The 18,689-nt window shown below is 45.1% G+C and carries 16 protein-coding genes; all 16 read right to left on the reverse strand.

The window, feature by feature from the left end:
• Nucleotides 1-5: 5 nt before the first annotated feature.
• The 16 genes from mutS to MHZ95_RS01715 all read right to left on the reverse strand — a co-directional run bounded on the left by mutS (nt 6) and on the right by MHZ95_RS01715 (nt 18,689).
• Nucleotides 6-2,573, reverse strand: coding sequence for a DNA mismatch repair protein MutS (gene mutS, locus MHZ95_RS01640; protein WP_239388756.1), 2,568 nt, complete (start codon nt 2,571-2,573; stop codon nt 6-8).
• A 201-nt stretch (nt 2,574-2,774) separates the two neighbouring features.
• Entirely contained in the window at nt 2,775-3,353 is a 579-nt protein-coding gene (gene cotE / locus MHZ95_RS01645; RefSeq protein WP_239388757.1) for an outer spore coat protein CotE, read from the reverse strand.
• Between the two features lie 122 nt (nt 3,354-3,475).
• Nucleotides 3,476-3,907, reverse strand: coding sequence for a YlbF/YmcA family competence regulator (locus MHZ95_RS01650; protein WP_239388758.1), 432 nt, complete (start codon nt 3,905-3,907; stop codon nt 3,476-3,478).
• Nucleotides 3,907-5,448 carry a tRNA (N6-isopentenyl adenosine(37)-C2)-methylthiotransferase MiaB gene (gene miaB / locus MHZ95_RS01655; RefSeq protein WP_239388759.1) on the reverse strand — a complete coding sequence of 514 codons (1,542 nt, stop codon included), beginning with the start codon at nt 5,446-5,448 and terminating at the stop codon, nt 3,907-3,909. The genes MHZ95_RS01650 and miaB overlap by 1 nt, the downstream gene beginning before the upstream one ends.
• 212 nt (nt 5,449-5,660) lie before the next feature.
• Nucleotides 5,661-5,927, reverse strand: coding sequence for a stage V sporulation protein S (locus MHZ95_RS01660; RefSeq protein WP_239388760.1), 267 nt, complete (start codon nt 5,925-5,927; stop codon nt 5,661-5,663).
• An 86-nt stretch (nt 5,928-6,013) separates the two neighbouring features.
• On the reverse strand, nt 6,014-6,811 hold the full coding sequence (locus tag MHZ95_RS01665; protein ID WP_239388761.1) for a TIGR00282 family metallophosphoesterase: 798 nt from the start codon (nt 6,809-6,811) through the stop codon (nt 6,014-6,016).
• A gap of 126 nt (nt 6,812-6,937) precedes the next feature.
• Nucleotides 6,938-8,494 (reverse strand): ribonuclease Y, encoded by a 1,557-nt coding sequence (rny, locus tag MHZ95_RS01670; protein WP_239388762.1) that lies wholly within the window; start codon nt 8,492-8,494, stop codon nt 6,938-6,940.
• A gap of 232 nt (nt 8,495-8,726) precedes the next feature.
• Nucleotides 8,727-9,788: a recombinase RecA gene (gene recA, locus MHZ95_RS01675; RefSeq protein WP_255726491.1), complete on the reverse strand. Its 1,062-nt coding sequence runs from the start codon at nt 9,786-9,788 to the stop codon at nt 8,727-8,729.
• 432 nt (nt 9,789-10,220) lie between these two features.
• The gene (locus tag MHZ95_RS01680) at nt 10,221-11,468 is read right to left on the reverse strand and encodes a competence/damage-inducible protein A (RefSeq protein ID WP_239388763.1); all 1,248 of its coding nucleotides are present in this window, start codon (nt 11,466-11,468) and stop codon (nt 10,221-10,223) included.
• A gap of 15 nt (nt 11,469-11,483) precedes the next feature.
• A complete protein-coding gene (gene pgsA / locus MHZ95_RS01685) occupies nt 11,484-12,062 on the reverse strand; it encodes a CDP-diacylglycerol--glycerol-3-phosphate 3-phosphatidyltransferase (RefSeq protein WP_239388764.1) in 579 nt (192 codons plus the stop codon).
• Nucleotides 12,063-12,109: 47 nt separating this feature from the next.
• On the reverse strand, nt 12,110-13,009 hold the full coding sequence (locus MHZ95_RS01690) for a helix-turn-helix domain-containing protein (RefSeq protein ID WP_239388765.1): 900 nt from the start codon (nt 13,007-13,009) through the stop codon (nt 12,110-12,112).
• Nucleotides 13,010-13,025: 16 nt separating this feature from the next.
• On the reverse strand, nt 13,026-13,823 hold the full coding sequence (locus tag MHZ95_RS01695; RefSeq protein WP_239388766.1) for a DUF3388 domain-containing protein: 798 nt from the start codon (nt 13,821-13,823) through the stop codon (nt 13,026-13,028).
• 391 nt (nt 13,824-14,214) lie between these two features.
• Complete coding sequence (gene ymfI / locus MHZ95_RS01700) at nt 14,215-14,949, reverse strand: elongation factor P 5-aminopentanone reductase (protein ID WP_239388767.1); 735 nt, start codon at nt 14,947-14,949, stop codon at nt 14,215-14,217.
• Entirely contained in the window at nt 14,946-16,244 is a 1,299-nt protein-coding gene (yfmH, locus tag MHZ95_RS01705; RefSeq protein ID WP_239388768.1) for an EF-P 5-aminopentanol modification-associated protein YfmH, read from the reverse strand. The genes ymfI and yfmH overlap by 4 nt, the downstream gene beginning before the upstream one ends.
• A 1-nt stretch (nt 16,245) precedes the next feature.
• A complete protein-coding gene (yfmF, locus tag MHZ95_RS01710) occupies nt 16,246-17,520 on the reverse strand; it encodes an EF-P 5-aminopentanol modification-associated protein YfmF (RefSeq protein WP_239388769.1) in 1,275 nt (424 codons plus the stop codon).
• Between the two features lie 209 nt (nt 17,521-17,729).
• Nucleotides 17,730-18,689, reverse strand: coding sequence for an ABC transporter permease (locus MHZ95_RS01715; protein ID WP_239388770.1), 960 nt, complete (start codon nt 18,687-18,689; stop codon nt 17,730-17,732).

Raw genomic sequence — 18,689 nt, forward strand, 5'->3', positions numbered from 1 at the left:
CGGTATCATCCTTTCCTAGATTGGAGCTTTTCTTTCCATTCATGGATGTATTGCAATGCTTGCATTGGCGTCATGTTCAAGACATCCACGTCACTCAATCCGGCGAGAATTTCCTGTTCTTCTTCCGAATGGACTTCTGGCTCCTCTTGTTGAAGATCAAAAAACGTCAATTGCTGTGGCTCTTCTTCTCGGACCATCATTTTTTCCTTGCTTTCAAATGCCGTCAACAAACTTTTCGCCCGATCAAGAAGAGGAGCAGGTAGACCGGCTAAATCGGCGACGTAAATACCGTAACTTTTATCCGCAGCCCCTGTCATCACCTTATGCAGGAAAACAACCTTACCATCCTGCTCCATCGCGGCAACGTGAACATTTTCAAGTCTTGATAGCTCTTTATCTAAATTCGTCAGCTCATGATAATGAGTGGAAAATAATGTGTTTGCACCAATTTCATTGTGAATATGCTCCATCATCGCTTGTGCAAGAGCCATCCCATCATAAGTGGACGTGCCTCGCCCGATTTCATCGAATAACAATAGACTATGCTCGGTTGCATTTGCAATAGCGTGCTGTGACTCCATCATTTCCATCATGAATGTACTTTGGCCGGATGCAAGGTCATCCGCAGCGCCGATTCTTGTGAAAATCTGATCGGTGACGGGCAGCAACGCTTGATCGCAAGGGACATAGCAGCCGATTTGCGCCATGACAACTGTCAATGCCACTTGCCGCATAAACGTACTTTTCCCTGACATATTTGGACCGGTGATGAGGAGCATATTGGCCTCTTCCGTCAATTTGCAGTTATTCGGTACATAAAGGGAATGATCCATCATTTTTTCTACGACTGGATGTCGCCCATTTTTGATTTCCAACGCTTTCCCATCATGGAAAACCGGCTTAACATAATTCCGTTTTTCCGACACGGTGGAAAATGAAAGAAGGACATCGAGTTCACTGAGTACACTTGCCAGTTGTTGAATCTGTCTAATATAGGTTTTCATCGCGTCCCGGATCGTAGTGAACAGCTCGTATTCGAGTTCCTGTCCTTGTGCTTCAGCGTTTAAAATCAAATCCTCTTTTTCTTTCAATTCCGGCGTTATATACCGTTCTGCATTGGCCAATGTCTGTTTGCGTTCATAACGTTCCAAATCAGCAAGATGAATATTGGATTTGGTAATTTCGATAAAGTAGCCGAATACCCGGTTATACCCTATTTTCAATGTTTTAATGCCCGTCCGTTCCCGTTCTTCACGCTCCAGTTCAGCGAGCCATGCTTTGCCATTTTGGGAAGCATCACGATATTGATCCAATTTTTCATCGTAACCGTCTTTGATGACGCCGCCTTCTTTTACGGAGAGCGGTGGGTTTTCAGCAATAGCGGCTTCAAGCAGATGCAAGGCCTCATCGCATGTATCGATACGACTGGAAAATTCGCGAAGCAACGGCCAGTCAGAATCATGCAGTGCTTTTTGAATGGCCGGCACCCGACGGAGAGAGTTTCGAAGTTGTGCAAGGTCTCGTCCACTTGCACTTCCCATAGAAATTCTGCCGGCAAGCCGCTCTAAGTCATAGACTTCTTTTAGGCTCGTCTGCAATTCATCCCGCAGAAAATACGCTTCAATCAATTCGGTTACCGTATCTAGCCGGTTTTCGATCGTGCTTTTATCCGCCAATGGTTGGTGGATCCACATTTTCAGTTTCCGTGCACCCATCGCTGTTACGGTTTCATCAAGGAGCCAGTACAAGGTGCCTTCCTTAGTGCCGTTCCGGATGGATTGGACGAGCTCCAAATTGCGCATGGAGTTGGCATCAATCGATAGTTTCGCCTGTTTCTGGATGAATTCAAATGGCCGGATATGATCGAGTGCTGTCTTTTGTGTTCGTTTCACATAAGAGAAGAGCATCGTACCTGCGTCTCTCAATGCGGAAGGTATTGCCTCGAACAGGTTCTCTGTGTCCGCTTCACTTTCTCCGTATTCGATCGATAGCATGATGCCCCGTTTTGCCATACTGTCACTTAATGCGAGGTGCAGACGCTCATCAACGACGACTTCCTTCATCCCAAGCGCTTCGACCTCAGCAATTAGCGTGCGCTCGTCCCCTTCCACACGCTCCACTTTGCCTTCACCTGTCGCCAAGTCCAAATAAGCGAGTGCATAATATCCCCCATCAAGCTGATCGATCGAACCGATGAAATGATTCGTATTCGCATCAACGGTCTTTCCTTCCATCATCGTACCGGGTGTAATGATTTTGACGACTTCCCGTTTTACAATCCCTTTCACTGCCTTCGGATCTTCCGTCTGCTCACAAATGGCTACTTTATGGCCTTTTTGGACAAGTGTTTCAATATAGCCCGCCGCGGAATGATAGGGAACACCACACATCGGAATTCTTTCAGGACTTGCTGAATCACGGCTTGTCAACGTAATTTCTAGAATTTGCGATGCTTCAATCGCATCTTTGAAAAATAGTTCATAAAAATCTCCTAGTCTAAAAAACAAAAAAGCATCTTCATGCTCCGCTTTCACTTGTAAATACTGTTGAATCATCGGTGTATGTCCTGTCATTGGTCAACCTCACTACTTTTTATTGATGTTGTTTATATTATATCAAAGCACAGGCAACGAAGGGCCTGTGCTTTGTATAATTTCTTTGCTCTTTAAAGAAATTATACAAACATATCTTGAGTTCGGTTTGTGAAATTTCTTCGCCTTTTGAAGAAATTTTACAAAGCAAACAAGAAAAAAGCCGGTGGTGGATTCCGGCTCTCAAAATGGCGATGGATCTTTCCCTTTTTTATGTTCGTGGTCTGGTCCTTGACTTTGCGCTTCATGACGACCATGCCCATGTCCTTTACCATGACCGCCGCCATGGTCATGGGATGATGATTCGTCATTGAACGACCATTCCTCCTCAAAATTATGAGGATGGACCGTCACGCACACTTTCGTTTCACCGACCACTTCGGCAAGTAATTCACGCTCAATCGTAATCTCGAACTTCTCTCCGCAGTCTGAAATGATCGCTTCTGTACAATTCGGATGCTGAATGACTTCTACAAGAACTTCTTCCTGACCGGATACGGGTTCGTCGCGATAATGCAGACGAATTCGGTCTTTGTACGGAACAGACTCTGTAAAAACGGAAGTTTTCGAATGATCATGGTGGGAATACCAAACATTGACGTCAAATTTCCCCGTAACTTCAATGAACTTCCCGCTCTTTTTCGCTGAATGCGTATGGTTGATGACCCAGCAACCGAGAATGCTTGTAGGACAATTCGGCGGCTTCAGCGTTACAGTCGATTCGGTCCGTTTCTTCCCTTTGGCAATAACCGCCTTCGTCACAATCTGGCGTAAATTTTTCAGCTTGATTCCTCCTCCATTCGCTTCAATTCATCCTATGCAACAAGAGCCCAGAGAGTGAAAAAAATCGGCAGAAAATTTAATTCCGCCGATTCTTTTGCCTATTACATTTTATTATATGTTGTATTTTTCACATAAGAACCAGTTTCGCCACGTCTAATGTCTCCACCCGTCGATTTGATGACTTCATCCGTAACACTATTGGCGATTGTATTCGATACCAACTGTAGCAAATCATTCACTTCAAATTGAGATTGTTTGAATTCCTGAACAATTGGTACATCATCGATTTCATTTTGGATTTTATCGATTTTTTCTTCGATGATCTTTAATGCTTTTTCTTTTCCATACTGTTGAAAATTCACCGCCTGCTTTTGCAATGATTTCAAGCTTGCAATGTTTTCACGGATTTTCTGATTTTCATTGATTTGAGCTTCCGCTCGTTTGAAGAATTCAACTTGCTCAGTATTCGCAATCATGACCGCAATTTCACGTGCTTTTGCGATGATTTCTTCTTTTGTGTAAAGCTTTTCCATTACAATATCACCTTTTCCTTTTCCACGACGCCTATAAACTCACCGTCGAGCGACCATGTTTTGGCCTCCGTAATTTTCACTTGAACAATTTTTCCAATGACGGATTGAGGCGCCCTAAAATTGACAAGTTTGTTTTTCTCTGTATAGCCTGCTAGCACTTCCGGATTTTTCTTACTTTCTCCTTCAACGAGCACTTCGACGATTTTTCCTTTGTACGGTTTCATCGCTTGTGCCGAGAAATCATTCACGAGTTTATTTAACCGTTGAAGACGCTCTTTCTTCACTTCCATCGGAATATTATCCTGCATTTTCGCTGCAGGTGTACCCTCCCGCGGGGAATAGATATAAGTGAATGCCGTATCAAAACCGACTTCCTCATACAAGGATAATGTTTCCTCAAACTGCTCGTCCGTTTCGTTCGGGAATCCGACAATGATGTCCGTCGTTAACGTGACATTCGGAATCGCTTTTTTTATTTTTCGTACAAGTTCCAGATAATGTTCCCGTGTATATTTTCGGGCCATGATTTTCAAGATATCGCTGGAACCGGATTGAACAGGCAAGTGAATATGGTCGACCAAATTCCCGCCTTTCGCAAGCACTTCGATGAGATGATCGTCAAAGTCGCGGGGATGGCTCGTCGTAAAACGGATTCTAGGAATATCGATTTTACGCAACTCATCCATCAAATCGCCGAGACGATATTGAATATCATCAAAATCTTTACCGTATGCATTGACATTCTGGCCAAGCAGCGTGATTTCCTGATAACCTTGTGCAGCTAAGTGCCGGACTTCCTGTATAATGTCTTCCGGTCTTCTACTGCGTTCTTTCCCGCGTGTATACGGCACGATGCAGTACGTACAGAACTTGTCACAGCCGTACATAATGTTCACCCATGCCTTAATGTTACCGTGTCGCACTTTCGGAAGGTTTTCAATGATGTCCCCTTCCTTCGACCAAACTTCAACGACCATTTCTTTCGATAGATACGCTTCATGTAAAATATTCGGCAAGCGATGGATGTTGTGCGTTCCGAAAATCATGTCGACTTGGTTGTACGTCTTCAAGATTTTATTGACCACCGATTCTTCCTGTGACATACAGCCACAAACACCGATAAGAACATCTGGGTTCCGCTGTTTCAGCGGCTTCAGATGACCTAATTCCCCGAACACTTTGTTTTCAGCATTTTCACGGATGGCACATGTGTTCAATAAAATGACGTTTGCGTCTTCCACTGTATTCGTCGGCTCGTACCCGAGTCCCATGAATATTCCAGCCATCACTTCCGTGTCGTGTTCGTTCATCTGACAGCCGTAAGTCCGGATATAAAACTTTCGACCGACTCCCATATTGTGGTATTGCTCATCGATTTGAAAATCATCATGATAAGCAATTTCTTGTTTTCCACGTTTTTTAGCTTCTTTTAATGAAGGTGGTGTATAGACCGTTTGAAAATATTGGCTATAATCTTTTTCCACCGATTTTGTCAAGTTCGGTTTCACAAGGCCTTCCTTCAGGCGTTGTTCTTCGTTCATAAAAAAAGTCCCCTTTCCTACTTCTGCGGGATTTGAGTGCATATAGACTCATTATACTTAAACTTAGCGTCTCTGTACAAGGAGACACTATTTTGTCGGTTGTTTGTCACACGTATTTTCAAAAGCGAATGGCGCCAGTCTAGATATGGCCGTCACAGAACGCACGAAAAACCACGGGAATTTTCGATTCCCGTGGTCTTGATTATACATGATTAGCGTGAGCGCTTTTCAACGAATAACTTCAAAGCCGTGCGTCCTTCTCCATTAATCTCAATGTCCGTGAATGCAGGTGCACAGACAAGATCCCCACCGCCAGGGGCTACGAAACCCCGTGCAATGGCTACCGCTTTCACCGCTTGATTCAATGCGCCAGCACCTACTGCCTGCATTTCCGCATAGCCTTGATCCCGAATAACTGCGACAAGTGCGCCGGCAACAGAATTCGGATTCGAGCGAGACGATACTTTCAATGGATTCAATATGACTCCTCCTTATTTTCCGATGTCTATGGAACGGCTATCTCCATAGACCATCATATGAAACGGAGGCGACGTTTAGACGCCAATCATCCCTTGAATGGACGATCTTCGTTAATGGCAATTCGTTCAATATGGAGCGCCTTCCCTGTTCGATCGTCAAGTTCTACGTAAAGTCCGTTCAACTGGGCACGTCCTTTTTTCGGAACCTCGAAGCGGACAGGTAAATTCGTCCGGAAACGATAGATCACATCTTCTTTTTTCATGCCGAGTATTTCATCGTAAGGGCCCGTCATGCCCGCATCCGTCAAATAAGCAGTGCCCCCTGGCAAAATGCGTTCATCGGCTGTTTGGACATGTGTATGGGTGCCGACGACGACCGAAGCCTTACCGTCGAGATGCCAACCCATCGCTATTTTTTCACTCGTCGCTTCTGCATGGAAATCTACGAAAATGAGTGGAGATATTTCTTTCGCTTCCGCAATTAACGCTTCCGCTTTTTCAAACGGGTCGCCATGCGGTGGCAGGAATGTCCGGCCATGTAAATTGATGATCGATAACGTGACACCGTTACGTGAAATCGTCGTCATCCCTTTTCCTGGCGCTTCATCGGAAAAATTTGCGGGTCGGATCAAATAATCCGTTTCATCGATAAAGTCATAGATTTCTTTCTGATCCCATGTGTGATTCCCCATCGTAATAACATCTACACCGGTACGAAGTAAATCATCAAAAATCGCTTTTGTAATACCCCGTCCAGAAGCCGCATTTTCACCATTTGCAATGACGACTTCAGGCATATATTTTCTTTTTAAACGCGGCAAATAATCGAACACCATTTCACGTCCTGGTGAGCCAACGATATCACCTATGAATAATACTTTCATGTTCAACCTCTTTCAATAAAAAAGGAACTTCCGGACCAAAGCTCACGGAAGCCCCCTTTTTTCAATTATCAATTACACCTAGGAACTTTTCGACATCTAGGTTCCGGGTACCCTGCACGTTTGGTTTTACTTTGCGTATTCGACCGCACGTGTCTCCCGGATCACCGTTACTTTAATATGGCCTGGATAATCGAGTTCCTCTTCAATCCGTTTTCGAATATCCCTTGCCAGGCGATGCGCAGTGATATCATCAATCTGGTCAGGTCGTACAATAATACGGACTTCGCGTCCCGCTTGAATGGCAAATGATTTCTCTACGCCATCATAGGATTCTGAAATTTCTTCCAGTTTTTGCAATCTTCGAATGTAGTTTTCAAGCGTTTCACTGCGAGCCCCAGGCCTTGCAGCCGATAAGGCATCCGCTGCTGCGACGAGTACGGCGATAACCGATGTTGCTTCCGCATCTCCATGGTGGGATGCGATACTATTGATGACCACCGGATGCTCTTTGTATTTCGTTGCGAGTTCCACACCGATCTCAACGTGGCTCCCTTCGACTTCATGATCGATTGCCTTACCAATATCATGGAGTAGCCCTGCACGCCTTGCCAATGTCACGTCTTCCCCGAGTTCTGCTGCCAATAATCCAGCTAGATAAGCCACTTCGGTTGAATGCTTCAAGACGTTCTGACCATAACTTGTACGGAAACGCAGTCGACCAAGGATTTTGATAAGATCTGGATGAAGATTGTGGACTCCAACATCGAATGTCGTCTGTTCGCCTGTTTCACGAATCAACTCATCCACTTCACGTCTCGACTTATCGACCATCTCTTCGATACGTGCCGGGTGAATCCGTCCATCCTGCACAAGTTTTTCCAATGCAAGACGAGCCGTTTCCCTGCGGATCGGATCAAAGCCTGATAAGATCACCGCTTCAGGGGTATCGTCGATAATCAGGTCGATTCCCGTTAACGTTTCGAGCGTACGGATGTTTCTTCCTTCACGACCGATGATACGTCCTTTCATCTCATCATTTGGTAAATTGACGACAGAGACAGTCGTTTCAGCCACATGATCTGCCGCGAAACGCTGTAATGCAAGCGATAGGATTTCACGTGATTTTTTATCCGCTTCCTCTTTCGCACGTAGTTCTGATTCTTTCGTCATGACGGCGATATCTGTTGCCAGCTCCTGTTCCACTTCACTGAGGATGAGATTTCTTGCTTCATCTCGTGTCATGGCAGAAACTCTTTCCAGTTCCGTCTGTTGAGCGGTCACTAGTTCTTCCGCCTTGCGTTCCATCTGTTCAATATGCTGTTGTCTTCCGGTAAGCGCTTCTTCTTTACGCTCCAGACCCGCTTCTCTTTTGTTGAGAGCATCATCCTTGCGGTCATGATTTTCTTCCCGTTGCAAAAGGCGGCTTTCCTGCTTTTGCAGTTCAGCCCTTCGTTCACGGATCTCTGACTCCGCTTCAATTCTCAGTTTGTGAGTTTCATCTTTCGCTTCCAGTAGTGCCTCTTTTTTCATAGCCTCCGCTTCCCGCTTCGCCTCTTCGACGATTTGTTCTGCCGAGTGTTTGGCACCCGTCACTTTTGAATCGTTCACTTTCTTAAAAACAAAATAGATAACAACGGCACCGACGATCAGACCGAGCAAAGCGGAGATGATAATTTCTGGCATCCAGGTCACCTCCTCCTGCTATTCTTTTCATTTTCAGTCGGCTCGTATATCAAAATACAACATACTGCCAAAATCATTTCATTGATGTGAAATTATACAATTCTAATTGTATCCGTGTAAAAATGCCCTGTCAAGGATTCACAGGTCCCGGAAGGGCATTATTGGCAAATAATCAATTTGTAAAGAACAAAACCGATTGTTCCAGTAAGGAACAATCGGCTTTTGAATAGACTTATTCTTCATCTAGCAGCAATGCCAATTCTTCTTCCTCGTCGTCCTTATCGTGTCCCGCAATCACATAATTTGCGCTTGCCAGTCCATAAGAATCACGAATTTTGTTGGCGATTTCTGTACGAATATCAGGATTCTCTTTCAGGAACTGCTTCGAGTTCTCACGTCCCTGTCCGAGTCGTTCACCTTCGTAAGAATACCATGAACCGCTCTTTTGAACGACTTCGACCTCTACTCCAAGATCGACGATTTCCCCTTCCTTGGAAATCCCTTCTCCATACATGATATCCACTTCAGCCGTCCGGAATGGAGGAGCAACTTTGTTTTTCACGACACGGATACGTGTTTTGTTCCCGACGATATCGTTGCCTTGTTTAATCGCTTCGCCGCGTCGTACATCCAAACGCACGGAAGAATAGAATTTAAGCGCGCGCCCTCCCGGAGTCACTTCCGGGTTACCGAACATAACGCCCACTTTTTCACGGATTTGGTTAATGAATATAGCGATCGTATTGGATTTATTGATTGCCCCGGAAAGTTTACGTAATGCTTGGGACATCAAACGTGCCTGTAATCCGACGTGCGAATCACCCATCTCTCCTTCAATTTCCGCTTTCGGTACAAGGGCAGCCACGGAGTCGACAACAATGATGTCAACCGCTCCGCTTCGGACAAGTGCTTCGGCAATTTCAAGTGCTTGCTCCCCTGTATCCGGTTGGGAAAGGAGCAATTCATCGATATTCACCCCTAATTTTTGTGCATAGACAGGGTCAAGCGCATGTTCCGCATCGATGAACGCGGCTTGTCCTCCAGATGCTTGTACCTCTGCAATGGCATGAAGAGCAACTGTCGTTTTACCCGAACTTTCAGGTCCATAAATTTCGATAACACGTCCTCTTGGATATCCACCTACTCCAAGTGCAGCGTCAAGTGCAAGGGAACCGGTCGAAGATGTGGATATCTCCCGATCCGTTTTTTCTCCCAATTTCATGACGGAGCCTTTCCCGAATTGTTTCTCAATCTGTTTTAACGCCATATCTAACGCAGCTTTACGGTCGCTCAAATTATTTCCTCCCTAATGGTGATGTTCTATTTTTTTTCTTGCATTTCTAGCTTTCAGATGTCTGTTGGTCACCCTGCACTTTTTCTTCCTTGTCTCGCTTCGGATGACCATCGCTTTTGTTACTGTCTAGTCTTCAGCCCCTAAACAGGCGCTTGCGCTTTTCTTACTGTCCAGCTTCGGGCGCCAGATGCTCAGGGTCATAAGCCAAGCCAACTCCGTGGCAAAATACGCCACTGCGTCGACTCGTCTTATGCCTGTCGCATCTAGACAGGCGCCCTACGCTTTTCTTACTATCTCTACTATACTCCATCATTGAGAAATATTCAACTAAAAAGCGAACGCTTATTCGTTTTATTTTTCCGAGCTAAAAACTTAAATGAGAATAGGGAGAATAATTGAATTTTAATTGAGAATAGGAGGCATATTTTAAAGTTAAAGCTCTTTTTCCGCAAGATGTTTAACAAGATAATACAAAGCGAATCTCGCTGCTCGGCGACGATTGGTGTTCCTTGCTCCCGATAGGAACAATTTAAAAGTCACGGGCGCTTCATCCTTAAAAGCAATCCCTATCCAAACAGTGCCCGCCGGCTTGCCATCGTGGGGATCAGGACCGGCAGCACCTGTTAATCCGACACCGATATCCGCACCGAATTTTTGTTGCACATTCCATGCGAGCGAAGCAGCGCACTCTGCACTGACGACACCGTATTCGTCAAGTAAAGCCTTTTCTACGCCAAGCTGTTCCATTTTTGCATCCTCATTGTAGACAATTTCTCCGCCTTGAAGGGATGCGCTGATTCCCGGTTCGTCGGCTAGTTCCGCCATGAATAAACCGGCAGTTAGACTTTCAGCTGCTGCAAGCGTCCAACCATTACGTAGCAGTAACTCCGCAGCTTTCGAGGATAATGTATCTTCATCTATTCCGAAAATATATTCCCCAACAATGGAGCGGATTTCAGTTTCTACGGGCACAATGAGCTCCAATGCTCCTTCTTCCGTATCCGCCTTAGCTGTAATGCGCAATGTAACGGCATCTGCAGTGGCCAATGGAGCAACTGTCGGATTTGTCTGCCGTTCCAAAATCGATTGGACGCGATTTTCCAGTTCCGCTTCCCCGATGCCATAAAATTTTAATACGCGAGAAATGATCACTTCTTTTTTTCCTAACGCACCAAGTAAATAAGGCGTTGCTTCGTCCGTAAACATCGGTTCCATTTCGTGTGGGGGACCAGGTAGCAAAATATAATGGATGCCGTCTTTTTCAACTGCCATTCCCGGAGCCATTCCTTTCCGGTTTTGTAAAACGGTCGCCCCTTGGAAGACAAGTGCCTGTTTCTTATTATTTTCTGTCATCACCCGACCACTACGTTCAAAATATTGCTGAATATAGCGGAGCGCATCTTCATCACTGACGAGCGTCGTCCCAATATGCTTCACGATGGTCTCTTTTGTCATATCGTCTTTCGTCGGGCCGAGTCCACCTGTAAAAATTAGGACGTCCGCCCGTTTTCTTGCGATTTCCAGTACTTCATCCAGACGGGTCGGATTATCACCGACCACAGTCTGGTAGTAGACATCGATACCGATTTCCGCAAGTTTGGATGAGATGAATTTGGCGTTTGTATTCGTAATTTGGCCTAGCAATAATTCGGAACCGACTGCAATGATTTCAGCTTTCATAATAAGATGTCCCCCTTACATCGAATCTAGCAATACCCGTCTATTTTTATAAAAATAATCTACTCCTGACCAGATGGTGAAAATAAGTGCGATATAAAGCATAATCTCTCCGAAAGGAATATTGAGCGATTCGAAGAAGATATTGTTGAGTAGCAGAAATACAATGGCTAATAGTTGAGCGACTGTCTTGATTTTTCCGAGTTGGTTCGCGGCTACCACTTCCCCGCCTCCTGCCAGTATGAGGCGAAGGCCGGTCACTGCGAATTCTCGGCTTATGATGATGATGACGATCCAAGAAGGGGCGGTCCCCAATTCAACAAGAATAATGAGTGCAGCGGAAACAAGTAATTTATCCGCTAACGGATCCAGGAATTTCCCCATATTCGTGACCAGTCCATTCTTTCTGGCAATATAGCCATCCAACCAGTCTGTAACTGAAGCGAAAATAAAAATCAGTCCGCCTATCAAATGTTCCGTTTGTATTTCCGTACCGGCTATTATCACCTTGCCAAGACCAAAATCAACAAGCATGAAAACCATGAATACCGGTATAAGCAGCACACGTGAAACGGTAATCTTATTTGGCAAATTCATAATATCCTTCTGTCCTTTCAAAGAAAATAGCCATCTGATGTAGATGACTATTGCTGTTTTCTGTATTCGATCACGATGTTTTGCGGGTCAGTCGCCGTTGGTGGTACTCCATATTCCAACAACTCGCCATTCACATAGATTTCAGTAGACATCGGTCGTCCAACACGGATTCGCACATTGTCGGTCGACGTCAAATCATATTGGATAATATCCCCGGCATTCATGATGCGCGCAGGCGTCATCCATTCTTTTCCGGTGTTATCCCGAATTCCAATCCATGACCCACCAGTTAAACGGATTTCAAGCTGGAATTCTTCCGCTCCTGTCAGTCCATAGGTCGATGTTTCTCCACTTGCACTTTCAAAAGCGAGCGTTTGTTGAGGCACTTCCGGTTCTTCCTCTTCTTCGACCGGCTCCTCTTCCTCAATCGGATCTTCGATTCCCTGTCCATCCGATTGATTTTGATCACGATCTTCGGAATCCTTTTTGCTATTTTCCATCGTGATCGGCGGCTGTTCCTTTTCCACATCCGTAATCGGATTTTTAGACGCCGATTGCTGCGATAAATACCAAGCTACAACGATAATAACGATAATAAAGAGGGCAACAATAATTTTTGGCAACATCTCATTTAACTGATTATTGACTTTGAGACCCTTTTTCCGCGTCAATGTCGGTGAATTAATTTGTCCTTTTTCTTCTTCGGGTGCCGAAGTAGAAGACGTATCCTTGTATAAAGCTAGCATTTCATCAGGATCCAGTCCGACTGCCTCCGCATATTGCTTGATGAAGGCACGCACGTAGAAGGATCCCGGCATCATGCTATAATCTTCGTTTTCGATACCAGACAAATATCGTTTTTGTATTTTCGTTATCGATTGTAAATCATCCAATGTAAATCCTTTTGCCGTTCTCGCCTCTTTGAGACGATCACCTAATCCGGTCACCAAAAACACCTGCCTATTAAAAGTTGAATAAGCCCGATCCCCCCATGGCCCCCCGGTCGGACATCATATGGTTTTTTTCCATCATATCATATGTAATTTCCTGATCGGGATCGGTTCGTAATTCAATAATGTAATCAAAATCTTCAATGTCATATTCGGAATGCTGCACAAACATATCCGGATGCTCTACCACTTTAATGGATGGCATACGCATCATTTCCCTGACAAGTTGCATATGACGCTCATCCTCTGCGCGCCGCGTCACAATCCCATCCAAAATGAAAATATTCTGCTCCGAAAACTCATCGCCCATCAACGTATTTCGTACTGTCTGTTTAATCATCGTTGATGAAAGAAATATCCATTTTTTGCTGGCACAAACACTTGCGGCAACCACTGATTCCGTTTTCCCGACACGCGGCATTCCACGGATACCGATCAATTTATGCCCTTCCTGTTTGAAAATTTCTGCCATGAAATCGACAAGGATTCCTAGGTCACTTCGCAGGAACCGGAATGTCTTCCGCTCATCCGCATCACGCTGAATATACCGTCCATGCCGAACTGCTAGAATATCCCGTAGCTTCGGTTCTCGAATCTTCTTGACTTGAATCGTATCCATTGTAGAAGCAATCAACTCAAAACGTTCAATCTGATCGTCATTGTCAGTCCGCAAAAGCATGCCTCGATGCCCGCCGTCTACGCCATTGATCGTCACGATGTTGACCCGGAGCATCCCAAGCAATGATGAAATATCTCCGAGAAGGCCGGGACGGTTCACTTGGATTTCGTATTCCAAATACCACTCACCCATCTGACACACCCCTTTGACATAAGTAATTTTACTTCATTTTGCAACAATCTCTTACTATAGGACGCACGTGAAGCAACTTAGTTCTATAATAACGGATAAAACACACGATGAAAAGAAAAAAGGAGAGACGCATTCCCTCCAGTTCAATCAATTACACCTTGGCGTAATTGCGTCCAGATTTTGAATTGCGAATCGAACAGCGTAGGGTTCGATTTGCCGTATTTCTGCGCTTTTTGCAGAAATTAAGGCACCAATTAACTCCTTTCAAAATCTGTGACATCCGCCGGAGGCATAACTTGAATCAGCAGGGAGTTCGGAATCCCTCTGATTGAAATACACTCTTGTATTCATCCCACCACTTATAGAAGTGTGGGACTTCTGCTGAAGCAAGTTAAATATACCAGCCGCCGTTCAATTTCAAAATCTCACCTGTCATATAATCCGCCTTGCCACTCAGAAGAAAATTGACGGCCTCCGAAACATCTTCCGTCTTTCCCGTCATCATAAGTGGAATTTCGTCAATGACCAGTTGGCGTTCTTCGTCCGGAATATTATCGTTCATACGGGTTTCGATCCATCCTGGCGCAATCGCATTCACACGGATACCTGAAAAAGCGGCCTCTTTTGCATAAGCTTTGACAAATGCATGCTGGGCCCCTTTCACTGCGGAATACATCACTTCGCCCGCAGCCCCTGTATTCCCCCAAATAGAACCGATCAGGATCACATATGATCTTTCAAATCGGCGTAGCTGGGACGACACAAGCCCGATGAAGCGTGCCGGATTTTGCATATGGACCTTCCACAGTGCTTCCATATCCTCTGCAGTCGTGTCCGTCAATAACTTATACATCGACTGGCCATTTGCAACAACAACAGCACCGACATGACGAACTTGTTGCGCTAGTATTTCTGCGCCATCTCCTCTATTGAAATCGGCTTGAACCGTCCTGAATTCCAATTCAGGATATCGTTCGGATAATTCGGATTGCAACATCAATACGCTATTCCGGTTTCCGTTGTAATGCAAATAGAGCGGCCATCCTGATGCGGCCAGGGTCCGGCAAATCGCCTTGCCGATATCCCCGGACGCACCTAGTACGACACAAAAACGTTGCGTTGTCATTGTGCAGGTTCTGCCGGAACGATGGAATAGACCGTATAGCCGCTTTCATCTGCAAAGGTTGCAAACGCATCTTGTAAATTTTGAACGGTCAGTTTTTCAAGCGTAGGTACAACGTCAAACAAGTTCATTTTATTGAACGCATAACGCGTGAACTGATTTGCGATAAACTCAGGGGAATTCAACGAACGCATAAATTGCCCGATTTTCTTCTTCCGCATCCGATCCAGTTCAACATCTGTAATCGACCAGTTTTCCACAGCTCCACGGATGGTTTTACGGATTTCGGCTTCCAGTGCTTCAGGCTGCTCCGTATCTGAACCGATCATCGCAAAGCCGAAACCTTTTTCCATTGTGAAATCATACGAGAAGGATTCGTCAATCAATCCTTCATTGTATGTCTTTGTGTAGAAATCGGATGATCTGCCAAATAGAATATCGAGCACCAACCCGGACGATAATTCTTGGATGAGCATTTCTTCTCCTTCAATATCGGTCTTTGTGCACTTCATACCGATATTCAATTTCGGTTTCGACACATCCATTGCAAGCGTCCGTTCAGCAATTGCAACCGTATCTTTTTCGTCAGGGAACTTGCGGACGATTTCCGCCGGCTCTTTGAACTTTTTAGCATCCTGATTTTTTTTGACGAAGTTCATCATTTCGTCGGGATCCACCGCTCCGACGACAAACAAAGCCATATTGGATGGGTGATAGAACGTTTCATAACACTCATATAAATGTTCAGCTGTAATATCTTGAATCGACTCGACTGTGCCCGCAATATCAATTTTCACGGGATGCTCATGATATAAGTTCTCAATCGTGCCGAAATACAGTCGCCAATCCGGCTGATCATCATACATCGTAATTTCTTGTGCGATGATCCCTTTTTCCTTATCGACCGTCTTTTCCGTAAAATAAGGCTCCTGCACGAAGTCAAGAAGAATCTCTGTATTCTCATACAGCTTATCTGTTGCGGAGAACAGATAAGCTGTTCTCGTGAACGAAGTGAATGCATTTGCAGATGCACCGTGCACGCTGAATTTCTGGAAGACATCCCCGTCTTCTTTTTCAAATAGTTTGTGTTCCAAGAAATGCGCAATCCCATCCGGAACTGTCATTTCCTCTTCACTTCCGCGCGGAATGAAAGTCCGGTCGATCGACCCATAATTGGTCGTGAACGTCACAAACGTTTTGGAATAGCCACGCTTCGGTAAAATATACACATTTAAACCGTTAGCTAACGTTGCTTTATATAATGTTTCTTGTAAGTGATCGAACTGAATTTTTTCCATCTTACACAGCCTCCTTGCCAGATAACAGATAGACGATTTCCAGTGAAATTTCAGTAGCCATCTTCTGGACATCCTCTTTCGTTACAGACTCCCAGACAGCGATCATTTTTTCTGCTGTGAACTGTTCATCCAGTTCTTTAAATTGATCGAACACTTCAATCTGCCCTCTCGCCGAGTCGAATGCACTCTTGATGCCATTGCCTAGCAAGGCTTTCGTCTGCTCCATCTCAAGGTCTGTGATATCTCCTTGCTGCATCGCCTGCAGTTGTTCTTTAATGAGATCGACCGCTTTCTCTTCAAGCTCGGCATCGATGCCCGCCATCACATAGAGAAGCCCGTAATGGGAGGCATAAGAACTGGAGGCATAATAGGCCATACTTTCCTTCTCACGCACATTCATGAACAGCTTACTATGCGCAAATCCACCGAAGACACCGTTCGTGATTTGCATTTTCGGATAATCAGGGTGGCGGAAGCTCACAGGTGTACTGAAACCAAGATGCAATTTCCCTTGTTTCATCTCTTGTTTTTCACGGACCCGGCGAATATCTTCCGTTTGTCTTGCTTCAGCTTGCTGTAACGGCTTCCGCTCCATTGCCGGACGACTTTGGAATGTAAAATGTGTACGGATTTTTTCCGTCATTTCCTGTTCATCGACATCGCCGACGACATAGATCGCAATCTCATCTTCATGCAACATACTTTCATATGCTTTCAGCAAGTCGCCCGTCGTCATCGCATTGACGACCTTCTCCGTCCCATACGAAGAAGCAGATGCTGCGCTATCTGGGCGTAATAATTCCAGCATTCGCTTTTGTGCGTATCTTGTCTTATCGTCGTAAAGTGAGCGTAACCGCTCGATGACAGAGCGTTTTTCACGATTGACAATCGTTTCATCAAACTGTCCATCCACCAAGTTTGGTTCAAAGATTGTAGTCTGGATCAGGCCGAGCACATCATCCAAGACGCCGCCTTCGGATAAGTATTCATCATTCACACATTCTGCATAAAGGGAAACTAGATGGGTCTCACCGCGTTTGGATGCATCTGTATACAACACGGTACCATACATTTCATCCAACGTATTCCGCAATGCAGTTTGTGTCCGATAACGTCCATTTGAATCTTGTAGGACATTCGCTAAAACAGCACGATGAGCAGCTTTCGTTTCATCTAATGCCGTTTTCCACTTCACGGAGAAGTTTACTGTTTTAAATTGTTCAGTCTTACGAATATATAATGTAACGCCCTCTTGCAGTACTATTTTTTTAAACATACAAACACCTCTGTTTTCGTTAATATGCGGAATCCTCACTTCACTATACATTCCGTTTGTTGAAATATGCAAATAAACAGAAGGGAGTCGGTTAAATTTCCCGGGAAATTTAACCAAAGTGCTTAAAAAGCTGCCCAGCGTCCAACAACATAGACATTCAAGGCAGCCATTCAATCAATTACGCCGGAGGCTTAACTTGCTGAAGCAAGTTATCGATTCCCTTTAATATATGGTTGACCGCTTGCTTTTGGTGCAGTCGCCCTGCCGATAAATCCAGCCAATGCAAGAATCGTTAGCACGTATGGCAAGATATAAAGATAGACGGTCGGGACTTTATTGAGTAAAGGAATGCCCGAGGCACTAATCGCAAGTGCTTGCGCAAATCCGAAGAACAGCGCAGCTCCCATTGCCCCAATCGGATGCCACTTCCCGAAAATCATCGCGGCCAGCGCCATGAACCCTTGTCCATTGATAGTCGCGTGACCGAAATCGTTCGTCATCGTTTGCGAATAAATTGCGCCGCCGATTCCGGCAAGACCGCCTGAAATGATGACGCCGATGTAGCGGATTTTTGCGACGTTGATCCCCATTGTATCAGCAGCCATCGGATGTTCCCCGACAGAACGGAGACGAAGGCCGAACGGTGTTTTATAAATGATAAACCAAGCAAGAATGGCTACACCGATCGCCAGTAGCGAAGAGCCGTAGATCCCTTTAAATAGTAATGGTCCTATAAACGGAATTTCATGCAGGATTGGAACGTTGAAGCGCGGGATGCTCTGTTGAATAAAATCCGTTTGCCCTTTCCCATAAACCATTTTCACCGTAAACAAGGCAATGGCAATCCCAAGCATATTGATGGCAACACCGGAGACGGTTTGGTCCGCACGGAATGTAATGGACGCGACTGCGTGCATAATCGAGAATACCGCGGAGACAACCATCGCCATTAGCAAGGCGAGCCATGGTGTCCAAGCACCGAATGTATCTGCATAGAAAAGATTGAACAAAATACCGATGAAAGCCCCCATGACCATGAGTCCTTCCAAACCGATATTGACGACACCTGATCGTTCTGAAAATACGCCGCCGATTGCCGTAAAAATCAGAGGCGCGGCATAAGCGATTGAAATCGGAACGATGAAATACAGCACTTCAAGAAAACTCAT

Origin of the sequence: Sporosarcina sp. ACRSM, from assembly GCF_022346545.1 — a bacterium.
Classification (GTDB): domain Bacteria; phylum Bacillota; class Bacilli; order Bacillales_A; family Planococcaceae; genus Sporosarcina.

Excerpts from the sequence above, each read along its gene's own strand:
- mutS (WP_239388756.1), bottom strand. The coding sequence starts at position 2,573 with ATGACAGGACATACACCGATGATTCAACAGTATTTACAAGTGAAAGCG.
- MHZ95_RS01650 (WP_239388758.1), bottom strand. The coding sequence starts at position 3,907 with ATGGAAAAGCTTTACACAAAAGAAGAAATCATCGCAAAAGCACGTGAA.
- miaB (WP_239388759.1), bottom strand. The coding sequence starts at position 5,448 with ATGAACGAAGAACAACGCCTGAAGGAAGGCCTTGTGAAACCGAACTTG.
- MHZ95_RS01665 (WP_239388761.1), bottom strand. The coding sequence starts at position 6,811 with ATGAAAGTATTATTCATAGGTGATATCGTTGGCTCACCAGGACGTGAA.
- rny (WP_239388762.1), bottom strand. The coding sequence starts at position 8,494 with ATGCCAGAAATTATCATCTCCGCTTTGCTCGGTCTGATCGTCGGTGCC.
- MHZ95_RS01680 (WP_239388763.1), bottom strand. The coding sequence starts at position 11,468 with ATGAAAGCTGAAATCATTGCAGTCGGTTCCGAATTATTGCTAGGCCAA.
- pgsA (WP_239388764.1), bottom strand. The coding sequence starts at position 12,062 with ATGAATTTGCCAAATAAGATTACCGTTTCACGTGTGCTGCTTATACCG.
- MHZ95_RS01695 (WP_239388766.1), bottom strand. The coding sequence starts at position 13,823 with ATGGGTGAGTGGTATTTGGAATACGAAATCCAAGTGAACCGTCCCGGC.
- ymfI (WP_239388767.1), bottom strand. The coding sequence starts at position 14,949 with ATGACAACGCAACGTTTTTGTGTCGTACTAGGTGCGTCCGGGGATATC.
- yfmH (WP_239388768.1), bottom strand. The coding sequence starts at position 16,244 with ATGGAAAAAATTCAGTTCGATCACTTACAAGAAACATTATATAAAGCA.
- yfmF (WP_239388769.1), bottom strand. The coding sequence starts at position 17,520 with ATGTTTAAAAAAATAGTACTGCAAGAGGGCGTTACATTATATATTCGT.
- MHZ95_RS01715 (WP_239388770.1), bottom strand. The coding sequence starts at position 18,689 with ATGAGTTTTCTTGAAGTGCTGTATTTCATCGTTCCGATTTCAATCGCT.